We start from the raw sequence: 18,406 nt of genomic DNA on the forward strand, positions 1-18,406 counted from the left end.
CGGAACGGCTGCAAGATCGCTCTTACACCGTTCCGTATATTTATACCCATTTTTTCAAGTTATTCATACTATTACAGCTACGATTAGCCCACGAGTTTGGAAAAATCGGCAAAACGCTTCAGCTCTCTATCAATGGCGGCCAGCAATGCCAAACGGTTATTACGGATCGCATCATCCTCAGCCATAACCATTACGGAATCAAAGAACGCTGTCACCGCAGGAGTAATGGACGAGGCAAGTGCTAAAGCTCGCGTAGCATCGCCTTCCTGCAAGGCTGTATGATAAGATTCATAAACGCCGTACCATGTTTCATAGAGCGTTTTTTCGCCCTGTTCCGTAAATTCACCCGTATTAACTGATGCATGAACAGCTTTTGCAGCCAAATTGCCTACACGGTTAAACGACTCTACCGTTGCTTTAAAGGTATCTCCCGTTTGTACCGCATTCATCAGGGCTGCTCCGCGATCAACGACAGAAGCAACATCATCAAATCCGGCAGCAAGCACAGCGTCTACGACGTCATAACGAAGCGTCTCGGACAACAGTTTTTTCACACGCAAACCAAAGAATTCATGTAACTCTTTACGAATTTCATCGGCAGAACGTTTCATATTTCCAAGGTTGTCGTGTACGTCAAGTGCAATATTGAACACATCAGACAAAGTTGCCGAAAGATTACGATCCAGTAAAATTTGCACAATACCTGCGGCCTGACGGCGAAGCGCATAAGGGTCTTGCGAGCCTGTCGGAATAATACCGATGGAGAAACAGCCGGTGATCGTATCAATTTTGTCAGCAATACTCACAATAGCTCCAGCGTTCGTAGAAGGAACCGTTTCTCCGGCAAAACGCGGCTGATAATGCTCAAATACCGCTCTCGCCACTTCTTCCTTCTCTCCAGCCTTACGGGCATAATCCTCACCCATAACCCCTTGCAGTTCCGGGAATTCATATACCATTTGCGTTACCAGATCAAACTTACAAATATCTGCTGCCCGACTAACCGACTCCAGTGTATCCGGGGAAACCCGCAGCTTCTCAGCTAAAGCATCGGCAATGCGACGAATCCGACGTACCTTGTCTCCAACCGATCCCAATTCCTCGTGGAAAACGATACTTTCCAGCTTGGAGAGCGCATCCTTGATTTCCAGTCTCTGATCTTCTTCATAAAAGAATTTGGCATCAGATAGCCGTGCGCGCAATACTTTTTCGTTCCCTTTGGAAATGACATCCAGCGATTGACTTCCACCGTTACGTACAGTAACAAAGTATGGCAGCAGCTCTCCCGCACGATCCAGCACCGGGAAATAGCGTTGATGCTCACGCATGGAAGTAATCAGCACATCCTTCGGAATGTTGAGGAACGATGGATCAAAACCTCCAAACAGTACCGTCGGCGTTTCGACCAGATACAGTACTTCTTCCAGCAGATCATCCTTAACCGCGATCGTCCAGTCTTTTTCGGCTGCCAATGCTTCAATCTGCTTCACAATAATGGACTGGCGTTCGGCAATATCCACAATGACATGCTGTTTACGAAGCGCCTCAACATAGTCTGCCGGACTTTCCACAACAGTATCCTGCCCGAGAAAACGATGTCCTCTTGTCACATTCCCGGATTGAACCCCGGCAATTTCCAGGTTAACAATATCGTTACCAAACAAGGCGATCAACCAGCGAATTGGACGAACAAACTTAAAGTCATAGCTGGCCCAACGCATAAATTTAGGGAAAGTCATGGCATGCAAAATGTGCAATAAGCCTTCGGACAGCACTTCCGCTGTCGGTACACCTATACTGCTCTTGGTCGCGTAAATATACTCCACGCCTCCAAGCTCCTTGAATGTAAACTGTTCAGGATCAACACTTTGGCTACGGGCAAAGCCGAGAGCTGCCTTGCTCCAATTGCCGGCTTCATCAAGTGCGATTTTGCGGGAAGGACCCTTCACTTCTTCGTTAATATCCTCCTGCTTTTCGGCTACTTCCTTAACCAGCACCGCCAGACGACGAGGGGTAGCATAAGCTTCTACATCACCATGAGCAATACGTGAGCTGTCCAGCCAAGCAGTCATACGCTCCTTCAACTGCTGAATCGCAGCAGGGATAAAACGGGCGGGCACTTCTTCCAAACCGATTTCAAACAGCAAATCCTTAGACATGTGCCGCACCTCCTTTCTTCAACAGCGGGAAGCCGAGCTTCTCGCGTTCCTCCAGATAAGTTGCAGCCACCTGACGGGCCAAATTCCGCACACGCATAATAAATCCGGTCCGTTCCGTTACACTGATTGCGCCGCGGGCATCCAGCAAGTTGAACGCATGAGAGCATTTCAGCACATAATCATAGGCTGGAAATACAAGGTGCTGCGCCATGGCTTTATTCGCTTCTTCTTCATACATATTAAAAAGGGTGAAAAGCATTTTGACATCAGATACTTCAAACGTATATTTAGAATGCTCAAATTCAGGCTGGTGGAAAACATCACCATACGTGATGCCATTAACCCACTCGAGATCGAATACGTTCTCCTTGTCCTGAATGTAGGACGCAAGACGCTCCATACCATACGTAATTTCAACCGCAACCGGACTGGCATCGATGCCGCCCACTTGCTGAAAATACGTGAATTGGGTAATTTCCATACCGTCCAGCCATACTTCCCAGCCTAATCCCCATGCTCCCAGCGTTGGCGCTTCCCAGTTATCTTCAACGAAGCGAATATCATGCTCCAGAGGATTAATACCAAGGCGGTTCAAGCTCTCCAGATACAACTCCTGAATGTTATCAGGGGATGGCTTCAAAACAACTTGAAACTGGTGATGCTGATACAGACGATTTGGATTCTCTCCATAACGTCCATCTGCGGGCCGGCGGGACGGCTCGACATAAGCTACGTTCCACAGCTCAGGTCCAATCGAACGCAAATACGTCATCGGGTTCATTGTGCCTGCCCCTTTTTCCGTGTCATACGGTTGTACAATAATACAGTTGTGCTCAGCCCAAAATTGTTGCAGTGTCAAAATCATCTGCTGAAAATTCATGGTACACACTTCCCTTCCAAATTACCTCAAATGGTGGTGATCATTCTTCGTAAAGCTTCTATGTACAGGGCCGCCGACTTCCAACAAGCCTCGCCAGAGACAGCAAAAAACCCCCGCCTCTACGCCTGTACAGACGTAGGGACGAGAGCTGACTCCCGCGGTTCCACCCTACTTGATTGCAGTCCTCCATCACCAGCCAGACCGTAATCCTCTTTTCCGTGTCCAATCAGATGCTCCCGAGTGCCTTGTTCACGAAGATTTCCCGCCGGGCTTACACCATCCCCGACTCGCTTACTCTAGAGAATAAACTCCGCTACTTTCTCGTTCAATGCCTCTGCTCCCGAAGGAGATATATAGTAAAATACTACACGTTTTCAGCAGCACAGTCAAGGGAGCAGGAGGTTTCACATATCATACTTGTCGAGCTGGTCCAGAAAATTGCGGGATTTCAGCTTGACCTCCAGCTGCGTATCCATGAACTGACGCATGACATGTTTGATTTCCAGCTTGGTCGAGTCCTTCACATCGATGTTGCCAAGCCGGTTTAAATCCATTCTCGCGAACAAACGTAACAACTTCAACGTACGCGGTGTGACACTCAATGCAGCCGGATCAAAATGCTTATAGCCTCGACACAAAACTCCGCCCAGCTTCGGACTGATAAACATATCTTCATCAGCACACTGTTGTCCGCTGGAAATACAGGCATCAAGCTGGGGAGCATATCCGGCCGCCTGCAATATTTTAAATTCATAAATGCTCATGACGATCAGCGGATCTTTGCCGCTCTCCAACGCTTCCAGACATGCTTTAAGCTGCTTAAACCAGAAGGTGCCCGTTTCTTCATCATGTAGTACCCGGTCGAGCAATTCACAGGCATATGAGGCGTAAGCGGCCTTGGTAATATCCTCGCGCAGTGTATGGTGGGATTGGATAATTTCACCGGCATTCAACGTGCCTAAGCCGGTATTTCGAAAAAAAACAAATTCACCATACGTAAACGGCTGCGTTAAAGCGGCATGACGACTTTTGGGCTTCTTGGCTCCTCTGACCAGCACGCCTGTCTTACCGCCGCTTTCGGTGCAAAGCGTAATAATTTTGTTCCCCTCACCGTAATCCATGCTGCGGATGACGATTCCTTCCACCCTGTAAAGCATGCCTCTTCCCCCAAACATTCGCGAAGAAGCCAGTGACTCGCGCTATTCACGGGCTTCTTCATGCTCGTCCGACTCTCCTTCATCCGTGTCTTGCTCCCTTGTCACGGCGCTCTCCCTGTATAACAGATACGCACCGACATCCCCAGTCATCGCAAAATACTTCCACGAAAAATCTCGCAATCGTATTCATCCTTTCTTCGGAAATGACGTTTGCATCTCAAAATTAGAATGATGCGAAGAGAGGTGAAGTATGCGATGAAATAAATGGATTGCGTTAAAAAAGGCTGCTGTATGCGGGGTGGGCCGCCGCTCCGCTACAGCGTGCATACAGTTACACTACCTTTTTTAAAGCATTCATTTTTTCAGTGCTGGAAATGAGGGTAAGGGAAGTGCAAGAGTTAAGCGCCGCAAAGGCCCGGCGCTTGAATTACCAAAGACACTTTACCTTCTGCCTGTGGTAGTGAATAGACAGTCGGGACGGCTTTTTTTATGGTGCCTAAAAGACTAAACATACTTGGTTTAACTAATTTAAAACTCAATTTTAAGGTCCCTTAAGGAACTAAAGCGTGAAATATAACATGCTTTTTAAGCGTCGCGGTGGAAGCCGAGGTCACGCAGTACACGATCCTGGTTACGCCAGTCTTTTTTGACCTTTACCCACAGTTCCAGAAAAATTTTAGATCCCAGCAGGTTTTGGATATCTACACGTGCCTGTTTGCCCACTTCCTTGAGCATAGCTCCCTGCTTACCGATAATAATTCCCTTCTGGGAATCCCGCTCTACAAAGATGACTGCCATAATATGCACTACGCCGTTGTCCTGTACCTTCATGTCTTCAATCATGACTGCAATCGAATGCGGTACTTCCTCACGAGTCATATGCAAAATCTTTTCCCGTACCAGCTCGGCAATGACGAACTGCTCCGGATGGTCGGTAATTTGGTCATCCGGGTAATATTGTGGACCTTCAGGCAAGTATTTCTGAACCTGCTCCAGCAAACGGTTCACATTGTTGCCCATTTTAGCCGAGATCGGCACAATTTCTGCAAAGTCGTACAGCTTGCGATACTGCTCAATCAGGGGCAGCAGTGCTTCCGGCTCAATACGGTCAATTTTATTTAAAACCAGAATAACTGGCGTTTTTACCTGTTTCAGCTGCTCGGCAATAAAACGGTCGCCTCCGCCTAATCCTTCAGCGGCATCAATAAGAAAAAGTACAGCCTCAACTTCGCCCAACGTATTAAAGGCTGTCTGATTCATGTAGTCGCCCAGTTTAGACTGGCGCTTATGAATGCCCGGTGTGTCCAAAAATACAATTTGCGTGTCCTCTGTAGTGAATACCCCATGTATTTTGTTACGTGTGGTTTGGGGCTTGTCCGACATGATGGCGATTTTCTGGCCGATGACATGGTTCATCAGAGTTGATTTCCCTACATTGGGTCTGCCGACAATCGCAACAAAGCCTGATTTAAAGTGTTTCTTAGCCATTTCGTTTCCTCCAGCACTATTAAGCGCCTATTTTTTTGGTTTTTGGGTTAGGTCTTTTCTATAGTATATGATTACAAAAATGTGTTTTTCCATTAAAAAAGCTGACTAATCAAGGTCAACAACGGCCTGTAAAACACAAATATACCAATAATTACAGCAAAAACCGCTGCCAGGAGCACAGCTCCGGCGGCGGTGTCTTTAGCCGCTTTGGCCAGCGGATGGATATCAGGCGAGATTAAATCTATCGCCGCTTCAACAGCGGTATTGATCAGCTCGGCTACGATTACCATGGCAATCGCCACAGAGACGAATAACCAGTCGAGCCGGGAGATGCGCAGGCTTAAGCCTGCTGCGATGACGAGAAACGCCAAGACCACATGTATCCGCATATTTATTTGCGTGCGCAGAGCATACATCACGCCTTCTGCGGCATAACGAAAAGTCATTCTCCAAGGCTGACGTCTCATTACCGTGTCAACCCCACTTGAGCCAGTACCGCCTCTTGCTTGCCCATCATTTCAGCCTCACTAGCTTCATCCTGATGATCATAGCCCAGCAAATGCAGAAAGCCGTGAACAAACAAAAATCCGATTTCACGCTCAATGGAATGACCGTACTCCTCACTTTGAGCCTGAGCTGTCTGAACGGAAATAATAATATCCCCCAGCACATCCGGCACATCATTCAGCGGTCCTTCGTCATCCGGCTCATAGATGATTTCAAGCTCTTCATCCAGTGTTTCCTTCATGGCAAATGACAGCACATCGGTTGGACGGTCGATTCCCCGATAATCCCTGTTTAATTCATGAATTTGCTCATCATTCACGAAGGTGAGGGCAACCTCACCGTCCGTCACCCCTTCCACCTTGCCTGCTTCCTCCAATAGAGTGTTCAGCAAACCAATCAAGGATTCATTAATTACCATATCGTTTTGTTCATTATTCCAAGCTAATTGAAGGCTCATGCCAACCGCTCCTTTTAATTCTAATGCTCCGCCGCACTTCATGCACAAGCCTATTATGCTATGTTTTCCCGCTCTCAGGCTTTGGTCTTTCTTCGGGATACTCAATCCGGGAATGGAAAGTTCCCATCACGGTTTCTTTAAGAGTTTGAGCCACAATATCAAGCTCCCGCATCGTTAGCTCACAATCGTTGAACTGGTGATCATCAAGACGACTTTTAATAATTTTTTCAATCATCGACTCCACCTGTTCCACTGTTGGTTTCCGCAGGGAACGGACGGCTGCTTCCACACTATCAGCAATCCCGACTACAGCGGCTTCCTTGGACTGGGCTTTTGGCCCAGGATAACGAAAATCATCCTCGGTAAAGTCTGGCTCTACGCCCTGTTCTTCCGCCTCACGCAGCGCCTTATGATAAAAATAGTGCAGAAATGTCGTTCCGTGATGCTGCTCGGCAATATCGCGAATCGGCTTGGGCAGCTTGTAATCCAATTGCATTTCCACACCATCACGGGCATGGGCAATAATGATGGACTTACTCAGCTTTGGCTCTATCGTATCATGCGGATTATCCATACCGTTCTGATTTTCAATGAAGTACGAAGGCCGTTTTGTTTTACCAATGTCATGATAATACGAACCGACCCGGCACAACAAGCCGTTAGCACCTATAGCCTCCGCTGCTGCCTCTGACAGATTACCTACCATTACGCTGTGGTGATACGTACCCGGTGTCTCTGTAAGCAGCTTGCGCAGTAGCGGATGATTCGGGTTAGACAGCTCAACCAGCTTCAGCGCTGACAAAATGCCAAAGGTAGACTCAAAAAATGGCATTAGCCCAATAACAAGTATCGCTGTAATCAAACCGCCCGCAAAAGCAAAAGCTACCGCATAGAGCGTCGTCGTTTGAGTCCAGTTGCTTTGGTCGATCAGCGCCAGAGTGAAGACCGACACGGTGCCGAACAAGCATACCATAATTGCTCCCTTGAACAGCGTTGAACGCTGACTGGCTCGATGCGTTGAGAAAATCGACGCAAGACAAACCACAAGGGCAAAAAATCCGAAGTTAAAATCAAAAATTTGTCCTTGTCGGACATTCAAAATGACACTTGCCAATATACTGAATATAACGGCACAAACGAAGGCCAGTGACATATCGAGTAACAACGTTACGAGCATGGCTCCAAGCGCGATAGGCGCCAGATAGCCGAGATAAGACCGTTCACTGTCCTGCAATATGGCGGTTAACATCATTGCGCCTACCGTGATCACAAAAATCAACACCAGCATGAGCAACTGCGCATTGTTATACTTAAAACGGCGTGTTCGTGATTGGAACTGGCGAATATACATAAACAGGCCCAAGGCCAGCATCGCAGACAGCATCAACAGGCCAAATTGCGGCCAATAGTTGATCTTGTCCTTTAGCAGCTCGTTCTCATCCAGTAAGGTATAGATTTCCTGGGTAATAATCTCGCCTTTCTTGACGAGCACTTCACCCTGTTTGATGTAGACTGTCGGTGTATCTTCACGAGCCTGTACCCTAGCGTCCTTCGTAGCTGTATCATCATAAAACTTGTTGGCCGTAATCACAAGCCTTGCAAGCTCCTGAACGACTTCACGAGAGGTGCGCTTGGTAAGCGTACTCGTACTGACCCGCTCGGCCACCTTGGCTCGGGCTGTTTGTGCATCTGTAATCTGATCGTTCATCAATCCGGTCACGATTTCACGGGCAACCGGCCGCATCTCTGCAATATCCTCAGACGTGAGACGCGGAATTTTGATAAAGGTTTCCTCTGGAATCCGGTATGTCTGCTCTTTTGTTTTTTGCAGCACTTCGTCCAATAGCTTTTCCGGGTAGGCATCGGCATTACGGCTATTGTTTACAAAATTTTGCACAAATTCTCGCGCACGCTGAGGAATCTCGTCTTTGTAAATGGAAATTTTATCGGATCTGGAAACCTGGTCATCCTGATTAAGCCGTTCAATTCGGTCCAGAATACCAGTAATCAGGTTATCGTTGCGAATCGGTACAATCGTATACATCGGCTGTACCCGTTCTGCAGACTCTTCCTGAGCCTTTAACGTCGCTTTGCTGTTGGGAAGTTGCATCGGAGCAACAATTTCCTTTTCACTTGGCTGGTTTACCCGAATGTCATAGCGCTCGGGAAGCAGCTTTGAGGCTAAACCGACGTAAAAAAGAACCACTAAAAATAAAAACAGAAGATAGCGTGTTGCCACGCTATACTTCCATCCACTCATTCTATGCTGGAACGTTTTGCCCTTAGACAATTCCTTCGAGGTCATCTGAAACAATCCCTCTCCATCATCTTTTTCAAGACAGCTACGCTGCTTATTTTCATACTTCTGATAGCTCCACTTTCGTGATATGAAGGCTTATCCCTGATTTTCGGCAACCTGGTCGTAAGCCACGATGATTTTCTGAACCAGGGAATGACGGACAACATCCTCTTGTGCAAAATGTACGAAACCTATTTCCTCAATTCCCTGTAAAATCGCATTTGCTTCAATCAGACCGGATTTTTTGCCACGAGGCAAATCAATTTGCGTAACATCGCCGGTGATGACCATTTTGGAGCCAAAGCCAAGTCGGGTCAAAAACATTTTCATTTGCTCCGGCGTGGTGTTTTGCGCTTCATCCAAAATAATGAATGAATCATCCAGCGTCCGTCCCCGCATATAGGCCAGCGGCGCGATTTCAATCAACCCTCGCTCCAGTGCCTTTGCTGTCTGCTCAGGTCCCATAACATCGTACAACGCGTCATACAATGGACGCAGATACGGATCAACCTTTTCCTGCAAATCCCCTGGCAAAAAGCCCAGATTCTCGCCTGCTTCCACCGCAGGACGGGTTAATACAATACGCTTGACCGAACCTTCCTTCAGGGCAGCTACCGCCAGCACCACGGCCAAATACGTTTTACCCGTACCCGCCGGGCCAATTCCAAATACGATATCGCGTTTTTTTATCGTGGTTACATAGTGCTTTTGTCCAATTGTTTTGACACGGATCGGCTTGCCCCGGAAGGTGGTCGTGATTTCTCCCTTGAACAGATCAAGCAATTGATCGGCGCGTAAATCTTTTGCCAACTCAATCGCATAATGGACGTCTCTTTCGGTCAGGATATATCCATTACGAATTAACTGAAGTAGTACATCGAATAATTGTTCGAGCACTTCCACCTCATGTGCGTTGCCAAAAATATTGATTTCCGCCTCACGGGAATCCATTTTTGCGGGAACAGCTGCTTCAATCAATTTTAAAAAGGAATCCTGCGGGCCGAACAGCGCCTGTCCTTCTCCCGCATTGTTCAATGCAATTTGTATGCTGCGTTGTTGTTCTGCCAAATAGCCTCATTCTCCTTGGTTATGAACTAGCGGAAGTTCTTCCGCAATATTCTGTTCCACTTCAAAAAGCACTTTCATATAAACTTTACCATTCTCTCTCTTCTCATGCAAAATTTTTTGGCTCATTATTTTGGTTCCTTTGCCGTATTTGGCTAAAATATTGGCTCGCGCCCCTTCTATTCCCCTATTTTGGGCTTCTGCTTCCGTAAGCTTATCCTCATGTATCTTTGTCTCCCTCACGTTTTCGGTCATCCAACCGACTGGAAGACGGAAGGAGCGCCACGTCAGCGGGTCATGCTCAACTGTGGTTTTATGTGCGGAATAAGGGATTTTCCCATATCCCCATAGCTGCACCGCACGGTTGCCCAGCACAAGATACAGGCGTTCGTGACTGTTTCCAGTATATGTGCTGCTGCGTCGTACCGTCGGACTGCTGATTTCGTACTCATGCCACACGAGGCCCTTAATCTCCCCCTTGGCTACAACCTGCTGCTGATTCTCTTCATCCCCGAGCGTTCCCGAGATAAGAATGGCTCCTTTTTTGACACGTGTATTTTTATGCACGACAGGACGACCTTGCTCGGCAAAAATTTCAGTGACTACCGCATCTGCCTTGCTGATGAGATGACGTGGACTGTAGAGCGGCTCTGGAGTAGGCTGTGAGGCTTCAACGACTTGAATCGTCACCGAGGTACCCTGCTTCTCCACACCGATCCAGGATGCCTCAGGGAGCTTCTGCATGAGCGCACGCGAAAGCTTGTCCTGACTGGAAACGCGGAAGCTCCATTGAAAAGGATACAACCCCTCCTGACGGGCAGCCTTGAGTACAGCTTCCGTTGAGAGCTTGTCATTTCCCTTTACTTCAACGTCCCAGATGAGCGAAGACATCAGGAACAGGCCTACCCAGAATACAGCCAGTCCAACCAGAAAAAATTTGCGTTTGGCAAGCCGCGCAACGGTAAAGGGAATTCCCTGTCGTTTCAAAATATGCATTTTGCAGCCTGTCCTTCTCAAAAACGGACGCAGCAGGAAGACGTGCGGGAGCAGAAGGTTCATTTCTGCATGTCTTGTACCCATCGGCCGCACGTTCCAAACAGGTATTTGATGCTCAGTGAGCAGATTAATGAAAGCTTCCACGCTCTCTCCCTTGACAGCAAGGGTAACCGTGCCACGCAACTTTGTTAAAGCGGGATGTTTCATGAGCCTTCCTCCGTTCCTTCCAATTGGATATCCGTAATGTGTCCTTCCACACTTACCTGCTCGGGCACAATAGACGTAATGACAAGCCCATGCCCCGTCACCCGCAACCTGCCTTGCGCCAGCGCAAGTACTAGCCGATCCGGCGTGAAGTCCACGACGCCCCGGTGATTCTCCACATAAAGCTGGCTGCTGCCAATGAGAGTTAACCGCGGCAGGTCAAATAGAATGTCCTGCGGAAGTTCCAGCGTCTCACTGGCCCACTTTCGCAGTTTGCGGCTCATCCGGCTCATACGAGGGAATCTCCTTTCCTGTCATGAAAAAAAATTTGTTTTCAAACGGCTAATAATTGTTTTTATGGCAGCTACGCTGCTGATTTTCGTCTCCTGTTATTGCCATCCGGTGGATCATAGTCATTTTCATGGCAGCTACGATGCTTTTTTAACCAATGCCGATGCCGCTTAGATATGGGCGTCATTACACCAGCGCCACAGATATCTGTACTGTACACTTTATGATCCAGCCGCCATATTTATGAAACGAAACTAACAATTCATCGTAGCTCTGATTTTGCATAGCAAGAGTCTGGATACTTGCAAAATGAAAAATGAAAAAGACAACCCCAATTCAAGCATCGATACGAGATTGTCTTTTCCTGATTTTATAGAGCCATTCTGCTATTTTTCGGAATCATGATTCAAAAGAGAGTTTTTTCTGGAATATAGAAAATAAACGGCCAGACCTATAACGAGCCAAATCAGAAAACGGATAAACGTTTGGCTATGTAAATTCAGGATGAGCGCCCCACACGAAATAATAGCCAAAATCGGAATATACGGAACACCCGGACATCGGAAGGCCCTGGGCAGATCCGGCTGCGTTCTTCGCATCACAATCACAGCGACAGAAATCAGTATAAAGGCTGAAAGAGTGCCGATGTTCACCAAACTCGCCAATTCATCCAGCGGAATCAACCCGCCCATTAATGCAGATAATGTACCAAAAAACAATGTGTTAATATACGGAGTTTTGTATTTAGGATGAACCTTGGACAATACTTTTGGTACCAGACCATCACGCGACATGGCAAACATAATACGGGTTTGGCCATAGAGCATGACCAGCATAACTGTGGTCATCCCTAAAATGGCCCCCACATCCACAATCCCTGCAACCCAGTTCTGACCTGCAACCTGCAAGACGAGTGACACCGGATGGGAAATACCTTCAAACTGCATAAACGGGACAATCCCTGTCATAATCCCGCTGACAATGACGTATAGAAGCGTACATATAATAAGTGAAAAAATAATGCCGCGCGGTAAATCACGAGCCGGATTTTTGGTTTCTTCTGCGGCAGACGAAACAGCATCAAAGCCGATAAAAGCAAAGAATACCAGCGCTGCGGCTCCAAGCACTCCACTGAACCCAAATGGCATAAAAGGCGTCCAGTTATCCGGTTTTACATATTTAAAAGCAACGAAAATAAATAATAAAATCACAGCAATTTTTACAATAACCATAATGTTGTTCATACGTTTCGATTCTTTGATTCCAAAGTAGAGCAAGGAGGTAATCCCCATCAAAATCAAAAAAGCAGGAAGATTAAAATAGGTGGTTTGATCTTTTAAAGCCCCTGGTGCCGCAGTGAATTCAAGGGGGATATGGATACCAAGTCCATTCAAAAATGATACAAAATAACCCGACCAGCCTGCGGAAACTGCACTGGCAGCAAGCATATATTCCAAAATCAAATCCCATCCGATAATAAAAGCCAGAAGTTCCCCCATCGTTGCATATGTAAAAGTATAAACAGAACCGGATACCGGAACGGTGGATGCAAACTCTGCATAAGCCAGTGCTGCAAATAGACAGGCAAGCCCCGCAACCACAAAAGAAATAATCAAACCCGGACCAGCCGTAACCGCTCCCGTGCCAGTCAACACAAAAATCCCCGTTCCGATTATAGCTCCAATGCCAAGCATCGTTAAATCAAAGGCACCAAGCTCTTTTTGAAGTGCTTTTTCACCCCGCGTTGCAGCAAGTAGCTGATCAATGCTCTTTTTTCTGAATAAGCTATTATTCATCCATCCCATCTCCCTAGACATGTAATATATACTTTTATACCTGGGTCACCTCACCTCGAAATTACGTTTATTTTCTCTAAATTTGGAGTAAATTTTCAGAAACACTATCTTTGAGAACATTATATATAAAAACAAATAAATGAAAACCGTTTTCGGAAAGCTCCATTCATTTTCTTACATTCGATCATTTTGCCTCTGTATTTTTTTCGAAAGTTCAGTATTAAACTAGACACAATGACAGATTTTTTGCTTACAAATGACGTAAGAAAACCTTGCTACTACTGGGTTTATGACATCTTATGTAAGTTCATAAGAGTATTTCTGCTAAACTGATTTCTATTCTGGACTGGCCTATGTATTAGCAAAAAAATAGTCCGCCACCAGCTAAAGCCGGGGCGGACTAAACCATTCATGCAAACTGCTCAAATTGAACGATAACAGCTCTTGTCTTTTTAACGTCTTCCTCCACCCATATAACGCTTGGAACGCGGAGGACCCAGTATTTCTGCCCAGATCACGCCTCTCCGCAGGTCAGCCGCAGTTACTGTACTACGCTCCTGCGGAGCTCCCTCTGAGGCATCTGTAATCTCTCCCGACTCCCTTGCATTGGATATGCGGTCGAGACGTGCCAAAACCGATCTACGCTCTTCTTCCATGGCCCGGATTCGATCCTCCAGAGTAGAACCGTTATCCAGGGAATCCCGATTCGTCTGTTGCTCTGTTTCCGTCCAATCATTCATTTGTTCTTCCATACGCCGAGCTTCCATAACTACACGTCGTTCATCAGGAAACTGACGCTGCAATTCTCCGGCAGTATCCTGCCTTTGCGGCTGACGTTGCTCCTGTCTGTGTTCCGTAGAGAAAGGTCCGGAGGGTGATGAAGGACCGCGAGAGCCGTGGTCGCCACCAAACGTAGGCATGCCCTTTCGCGGCGGCGCTTTTCTCTCTGTGCTTTTCATGCTTTTGCCCAAAAAAGACACCAACGCAAAGCCGATCACAATCAGGATATACAAATGCTCAAAAATCCAGCTCATAAAGTTCATAACTCACCGCCTTACTGCCGTAATTCATCGGCTATATCCCGTTGTTAATCCCGGTTTTTGTTGTCATTTCCCGAGTTTTCATTCGGTTTGCCCAAGGAGCCGCGCATTTGCGTATCTGCCTCAATGTTTTTCAAATTCATATAGTCCATAACGCCGAGTTTTCCGCCACGCAGCGCCTCAGCCATCGCCAGCGGCACTTCTGATTCGGATTCAACCACACGCGCTCTCATCTCTACGACACGCGCCTTCATTTCCTGCTCCTGCGCCACGGCCATTGCACGGCGTTCTTCCGCTTTTGCCTGCGCAATCCGTTTATCGGCTTCCGCCTGCTCGGTCTGCAGGAAGGCACCAATGTTTTTACCTACATCGACGTCCGCAATATCAATGGACAAGATTTCAAACGCCGTCCCGGCATCCAAACCTTTGGATAGTACCGTTCTCGAAATGGAATCCGGGTTCTCCAGCACGTCCTTATGCGAATTACTGGAGCCGACAGTCGTAACAATACCTTCACCGACCCGCGCAATAATCGTTTCTTCTCCGGCACCCCCGACGAGTCGATCAATGTTAGCACGCACTGTAACACGAGCCTTAACCTTCACTTCGATACCATCCTTGGCTACCGCAGCGACAGTAGGTGTCTCAATGACACGCGGATTAACGCTCATTTGGACCGCTTGCAGAACATCCCGACCCGCAAGGTCAATCGCAGCTGCGCGTTCAAATTCGAGCGGAATGTTGGCCCGCTGCGCAGCAATCAGCGCATTGATCACTCGGTCTACATTACCACCCGCCAGAAAATGACTTTCCAGCTGGTTGATGTTTAAGCCCAGACCAGCCTTGGTAGCCTTAATCAGCGGATTCACAATCCGGCTTGGCGTTACACGCCGTAATCGCATAGCCACCAGTGTAATGATGCCAATCCGCACCCCCGAAGCCAATGCCGAAATCCACAGCATCACCGGGAAAAAACTAAAAAATACACTTAACACAATAATCGCTACAACGGCAATCAGCAAAACGCTGACAATACCCGATTCGAACACTCGCATCATCCTCCATTAATCTAATTCTTCGTTTGTTAGCATGTTTCAGACGCTGGTGTCCGACTTGACCACAATGCGTCCTCCTTCTACTTTGGATATGATAATGGGCATATCCGTAGCGATAAACTCGCCGTTCGTCACGACGTCCACACGTTCGTCAGCGATAAGCACGGTTCCTGCTGGACGAAGCGGTGTCAGACTCACACCTCGCTGTCCCAATAGCACTTCCCGGTTCACAACCGAAGAAAAGCCCTGGTCAGCCGTCAAGCTTTCTTTAAGTATAAAACGGTTCCATATTCCCCGATCCTTGAAAGCAATCCCTATGATTGCCACCACAGCAACGGCAGCAGCAAAGGCTATACCCAATGATATAAAAGCATGCTGCATGTTGTAGGCCGCGCGAACAACTCCGGCGACAAGACTGATGGAACCTAAAATACCCAGAATACCAAAGCTTGGAATGAACATTTCAAGTATAAGCAAAGCCAGACCGATGATAAACAACAGCCACGTCTCGGAACCTGCAAAGCCAGCAATATAATTGCCGAAAAAGTACAAACCAAATCCGAGCACACCTAAAATTCCTGGCACTCCAAAGCCAGGTACGAGTAGTTCAATGACAACCCCTGCGATACCGATAAATAAAAGCAATGTCTGTACAATCGGGTTGGTCAATATCTCGGCTGCTTTTTCAGCCCATGTCCGCTCCACGTGAAATACATCATCCGTGCTATAGCCCATCCACTGGATAACTTCTTGTTCTGAAGAGGCGATGTGATCCGCATAGCCCAGTTTAAGCGCTTCCTCGCTGGTTAAAGAAATGATCTGACCTTTTTCTTTATTAAAGTTCAGCTCCGGTATAGCTACAGCAATTTTGGAGTCTACCATACCTCTCGCAATATCCGGGTTACGTCCGCCGGATTCTGCAGCAGATGCCATGCTGCTCTTCCACCAAGCCACCGTTTTCGGGTCAGTGATAGCTTGCCCTTTGCCGTCCACCAGTGCTGCTGCTCCAATGATGCTGCCCGGCTTCATAACAATTTTGTTTGCGCTTAACGCAATATAGCTCCCCGCAGAGGCCGCTTCGCCTCTTACATAAGCTACGGTCGGAATCGTGCTGTCCTTAATCAGCTTGCCCAGCTTTTCCGCCGTGTCTACACGTCCGCCTGGCGTATTAATATCCAACACAATGAGGCCCGCTTTGGACTCCGCCGCTTCTGTAAAGCCGCGTTCCATAAAACTGCCCAGTCCCTGCTCAATTTCCTGATCCACCGGTATAACAAACACAGCACCGCCTTTCACAGCGGCCGCCGCTGATCCCGAATGGAATAATGGCAACAGCAAAACGGATATCATGATCCACATGGTCCAAAAGATCATTTTGCGGCTGGAGTGGTGATGTTCTCTATGCATTACTCTCCCCCCTTTCGATCTTTCTATGTTATAGCATATCAAATTTTGTCAGGTAAACCATACAGTTTTCAGGATTTATTGTGAAATTCTTGAGTATGTTGCTAATCCTGATGGCTGTCATGTACTTTACGTACCCGATGGACATCACGTTTCAAATGATTATAGATAACGCTTACAAAAAAGGCCCTCTTTATAATAACAGCAGCCTAAAACAAGCGCGGCAGATACAGAAATAACACCCTCTGTAAACAGAGGGTGTTGCGCTTTCCTGTTTGTCGCAGGTTTATTGCAGAAATTGCTGAACCGCTTGGTTCACGAGCTTACCGTCAGCGCGGCCTTTTACCTTAGGCATCAAGGCCGTCATTACTTTCCCCATCTCGGCTTTCGAAGAAGCACCGGTTTCCTGGATGGTCTGCTGTACAATAACTTTAATTTCTTCTTCAGAAAGTTGTTCGGGAAGGTACTGAGCGATGATCTCTATTTCTGCTTTAGTGCTTGTCGCAAGTTCATCACGACCGGCTTTTTCAAATTCATGGAGGGCATCTTTTCGCTGTTTGATCTCACGACTCAGAATATCAAGCACTTCGTTGTCGTCCAAATCCCGTTTCAAATCTATTTCAAGATTTTTAATCGTAGAACGAACCATTCGAATGGTGGAGAGTTTGAACTTGTCCTTACTCTTCATTGCTTGCTTCATATCTTCGTTCAATCGTTCGCTCAAATTCATGATTGCTTAGATCCTCCTAGAACTTTCTCTTACGAGCAGCCTCGGACTTTTTCTTGCGCTTTACGCTTGGCTTTTCATAATGCTTGCGTTTCTTCACCTCAGCCAATACGCCATCCTTAGCAATGGAACGTTTAAAGCGACGAAGTGCAGCATCAATTGTCTCGTTTTTGCGAACTTTAGTTTCAGACACCAGTTTTCCCTCCCTCCGACCAGACCGTCCAAGAGCAATAACACGGTTCATCAAATTTTATTATAGGTGAAACGGAAACCGGGTGTCAACCTATAAGAAAAAATGAATAAATAAAGGATACATATTTCTCCATTCACGCCGTATTACCGAAAGACAAGCACTGTCATTTTTAAGAATGTGAGTCCGAAATACCCGTCAAGGCACCTAATGGGGCACCGCCCAGTAGATGATAATGCAGATGTCCCACCGCTTGCCCGCTATCCGGACCGCAGTTGTTAATCAACCGATAACCGGATTCAGCGATACCCAGTTTTTTCGCCACCTCAACCGCAACACGATGAATCTCCGCAATCAGAGGAAGATCCTCTTCCGTCACAGCATTCATTGAAGGAATATATTTCTTCGGAATAATGAGCACGTGTACTGGCGCCGCAGGCTGGATGTCATGAAATGCAAGCACATTGTCGGTTTCCAGCACTTTTTTGCTGGGGATCGTTCCATCCACAATTTTCAAAAACAAATCGTCCATTCAAAACCCTCCTTTGGCAGTGAGCCGATCATCAGGTTCGAAAGTGCAGAACCCATGCTCTCGGCATTCAAAGTTATGTATTTCCCACAACCGAATTAAACATATACAGTTATGGTTTGTTATACCTATGTTTCTATATGTATCATAACGGAAAAAGGG

The 18,406-nt window shown here is 47.1% G+C and carries 18 protein-coding genes; all 18 read right to left on the bottom strand.

What is annotated here, in order from left to right:
• Nucleotides 1–83: 83 nt before the first annotated feature.
• The 18 genes from glyS to ABIA61_RS08425 all read right to left on the bottom strand — a co-directional run bounded on the left by glyS (nt 84) and on the right by ABIA61_RS08425 (nt 18,247).
• Complete coding sequence (gene glyS, locus ABIA61_RS08340; RefSeq protein ID WP_283652525.1) at nt 84–2,159, bottom strand: glycine--tRNA ligase subunit beta; 2,076 nt, start codon at nt 2,157–2,159, stop codon at nt 84–86.
• Nucleotides 2,152–3,039, bottom strand: coding sequence for a glycine--tRNA ligase subunit alpha (gene glyQ, locus ABIA61_RS08345; protein ID WP_404580552.1), 888 nt, complete (start codon nt 3,037–3,039; stop codon nt 2,152–2,154). Before glyQ ends, glyS begins: the two co-directional genes overlap by 8 nt.
• 404 nt (nt 3,040–3,443) lie before the next feature.
• The gene (gene recO, locus ABIA61_RS08350) at nt 3,444–4,196 is read right to left on the bottom strand and encodes a DNA repair protein RecO (RefSeq protein ID WP_283652527.1); all 753 of its coding nucleotides are present in this window, start codon (nt 4,194–4,196) and stop codon (nt 3,444–3,446) included.
• A gap of 42 nt (nt 4,197–4,238) precedes the next feature.
• On the bottom strand, nt 4,239–4,376 hold the full coding sequence (locus ABIA61_RS08355; RefSeq protein ID WP_013372137.1) for a YqzL family protein: 138 nt from the start codon (nt 4,374–4,376) through the stop codon (nt 4,239–4,241).
• Between the two features lie 405 nt (nt 4,377–4,781).
• Nucleotides 4,782–5,684, bottom strand: coding sequence for a GTPase Era (gene era / locus ABIA61_RS08360; protein WP_283652528.1), 903 nt, complete (start codon nt 5,682–5,684; stop codon nt 4,782–4,784).
• Nucleotides 5,685–5,776: 92 nt separating this feature from the next.
• Complete coding sequence (locus ABIA61_RS08365) at nt 5,777–6,151, bottom strand: diacylglycerol kinase family protein (protein WP_283652529.1); 375 nt, start codon at nt 6,149–6,151, stop codon at nt 5,777–5,779.
• Nucleotides 6,151–6,648, bottom strand: a complete 498-nt coding sequence (gene ybeY / locus ABIA61_RS08370) for an rRNA maturation RNase YbeY (protein ID WP_283652530.1) — start codon at nt 6,646–6,648, stop codon at nt 6,151–6,153. The genes ABIA61_RS08365 and ybeY overlap by 1 nt, the downstream gene beginning before the upstream one ends.
• Nucleotides 6,649–6,706: 58 nt before the next feature.
• Complete coding sequence (locus ABIA61_RS08375) at nt 6,707–8,953, bottom strand: HD family phosphohydrolase (protein WP_283652531.1); 2,247 nt, start codon at nt 8,951–8,953, stop codon at nt 6,707–6,709.
• Between the two features lie 90 nt (nt 8,954–9,043).
• Complete coding sequence (locus ABIA61_RS08380; protein ID WP_014282491.1) at nt 9,044–10,015, bottom strand: PhoH family protein; 972 nt, start codon at nt 10,013–10,015, stop codon at nt 9,044–9,046.
• Nucleotides 10,016–10,021: 6 nt separating this feature from the next.
• Nucleotides 10,022–11,215 (bottom strand): sporulation protein YqfD, encoded by a 1,194-nt coding sequence (gene yqfD, locus ABIA61_RS08385; protein WP_404518728.1) that lies wholly within the window; start codon nt 11,213–11,215, stop codon nt 10,022–10,024.
• Nucleotides 11,212–11,505: a sporulation protein YqfC gene (gene yqfC / locus ABIA61_RS08390; protein WP_283652533.1), complete on the bottom strand. Its 294-nt coding sequence runs from the start codon at nt 11,503–11,505 to the stop codon at nt 11,212–11,214. The genes yqfD and yqfC overlap by 4 nt, the downstream gene beginning before the upstream one ends.
• A gap of 384 nt (nt 11,506–11,889) precedes the next feature.
• Nucleotides 11,890–13,299 (bottom strand): branched-chain amino acid transporter BcaP, encoded by a 1,410-nt coding sequence (gene bcaP, locus ABIA61_RS08395; protein WP_283652534.1) that lies wholly within the window; start codon nt 13,297–13,299, stop codon nt 11,890–11,892.
• A 452-nt stretch (nt 13,300–13,751) separates the two neighbouring features.
• On the bottom strand, nt 13,752–14,342 hold the full coding sequence (locus ABIA61_RS08400; protein ID WP_283652535.1) for a hypothetical protein: 591 nt from the start codon (nt 14,340–14,342) through the stop codon (nt 13,752–13,754).
• A gap of 44 nt (nt 14,343–14,386) precedes the next feature.
• The gene (floA, locus tag ABIA61_RS08405) at nt 14,387–15,388 is read right to left on the bottom strand and encodes a flotillin-like protein FloA (protein ID WP_283652536.1); all 1,002 of its coding nucleotides are present in this window, start codon (nt 15,386–15,388) and stop codon (nt 14,387–14,389) included.
• A 45-nt stretch (nt 15,389–15,433) separates the two neighbouring features.
• The gene (locus ABIA61_RS08410; RefSeq protein WP_404518724.1) at nt 15,434–16,801 is read right to left on the bottom strand and encodes an NfeD family protein; all 1,368 of its coding nucleotides are present in this window, start codon (nt 16,799–16,801) and stop codon (nt 15,434–15,436) included.
• Nucleotides 16,802–17,084: 283 nt separating this feature from the next.
• Nucleotides 17,085–17,528 (bottom strand): GatB/YqeY domain-containing protein, encoded by a 444-nt coding sequence (locus ABIA61_RS08415; RefSeq protein ID WP_013311146.1) that lies wholly within the window; start codon nt 17,526–17,528, stop codon nt 17,085–17,087.
• Between the two features lie 16 nt (nt 17,529–17,544).
• Nucleotides 17,545–17,718 carry a 30S ribosomal protein S21 gene (rpsU, locus tag ABIA61_RS08420; RefSeq protein ID WP_005547957.1) on the bottom strand — a complete coding sequence of 58 codons (174 nt, stop codon included), beginning with the start codon at nt 17,716–17,718 and terminating at the stop codon, nt 17,545–17,547.
• Between the two features lie 169 nt (nt 17,719–17,887).
• Entirely contained in the window at nt 17,888–18,247 is a 360-nt protein-coding gene (locus ABIA61_RS08425) for a histidine triad nucleotide-binding protein (RefSeq protein WP_014282498.1), read from the bottom strand.
• Between the last annotated feature and the right edge of the window lie 159 nt (nt 18,248–18,406).

It is taken from the genome of Paenibacillus sp. RC21 (assembly GCF_044907935.1).
GTDB classification, from domain to species: domain Bacteria; phylum Bacillota; class Bacilli; order Paenibacillales; family Paenibacillaceae; genus Paenibacillus; species Paenibacillus terrae_A.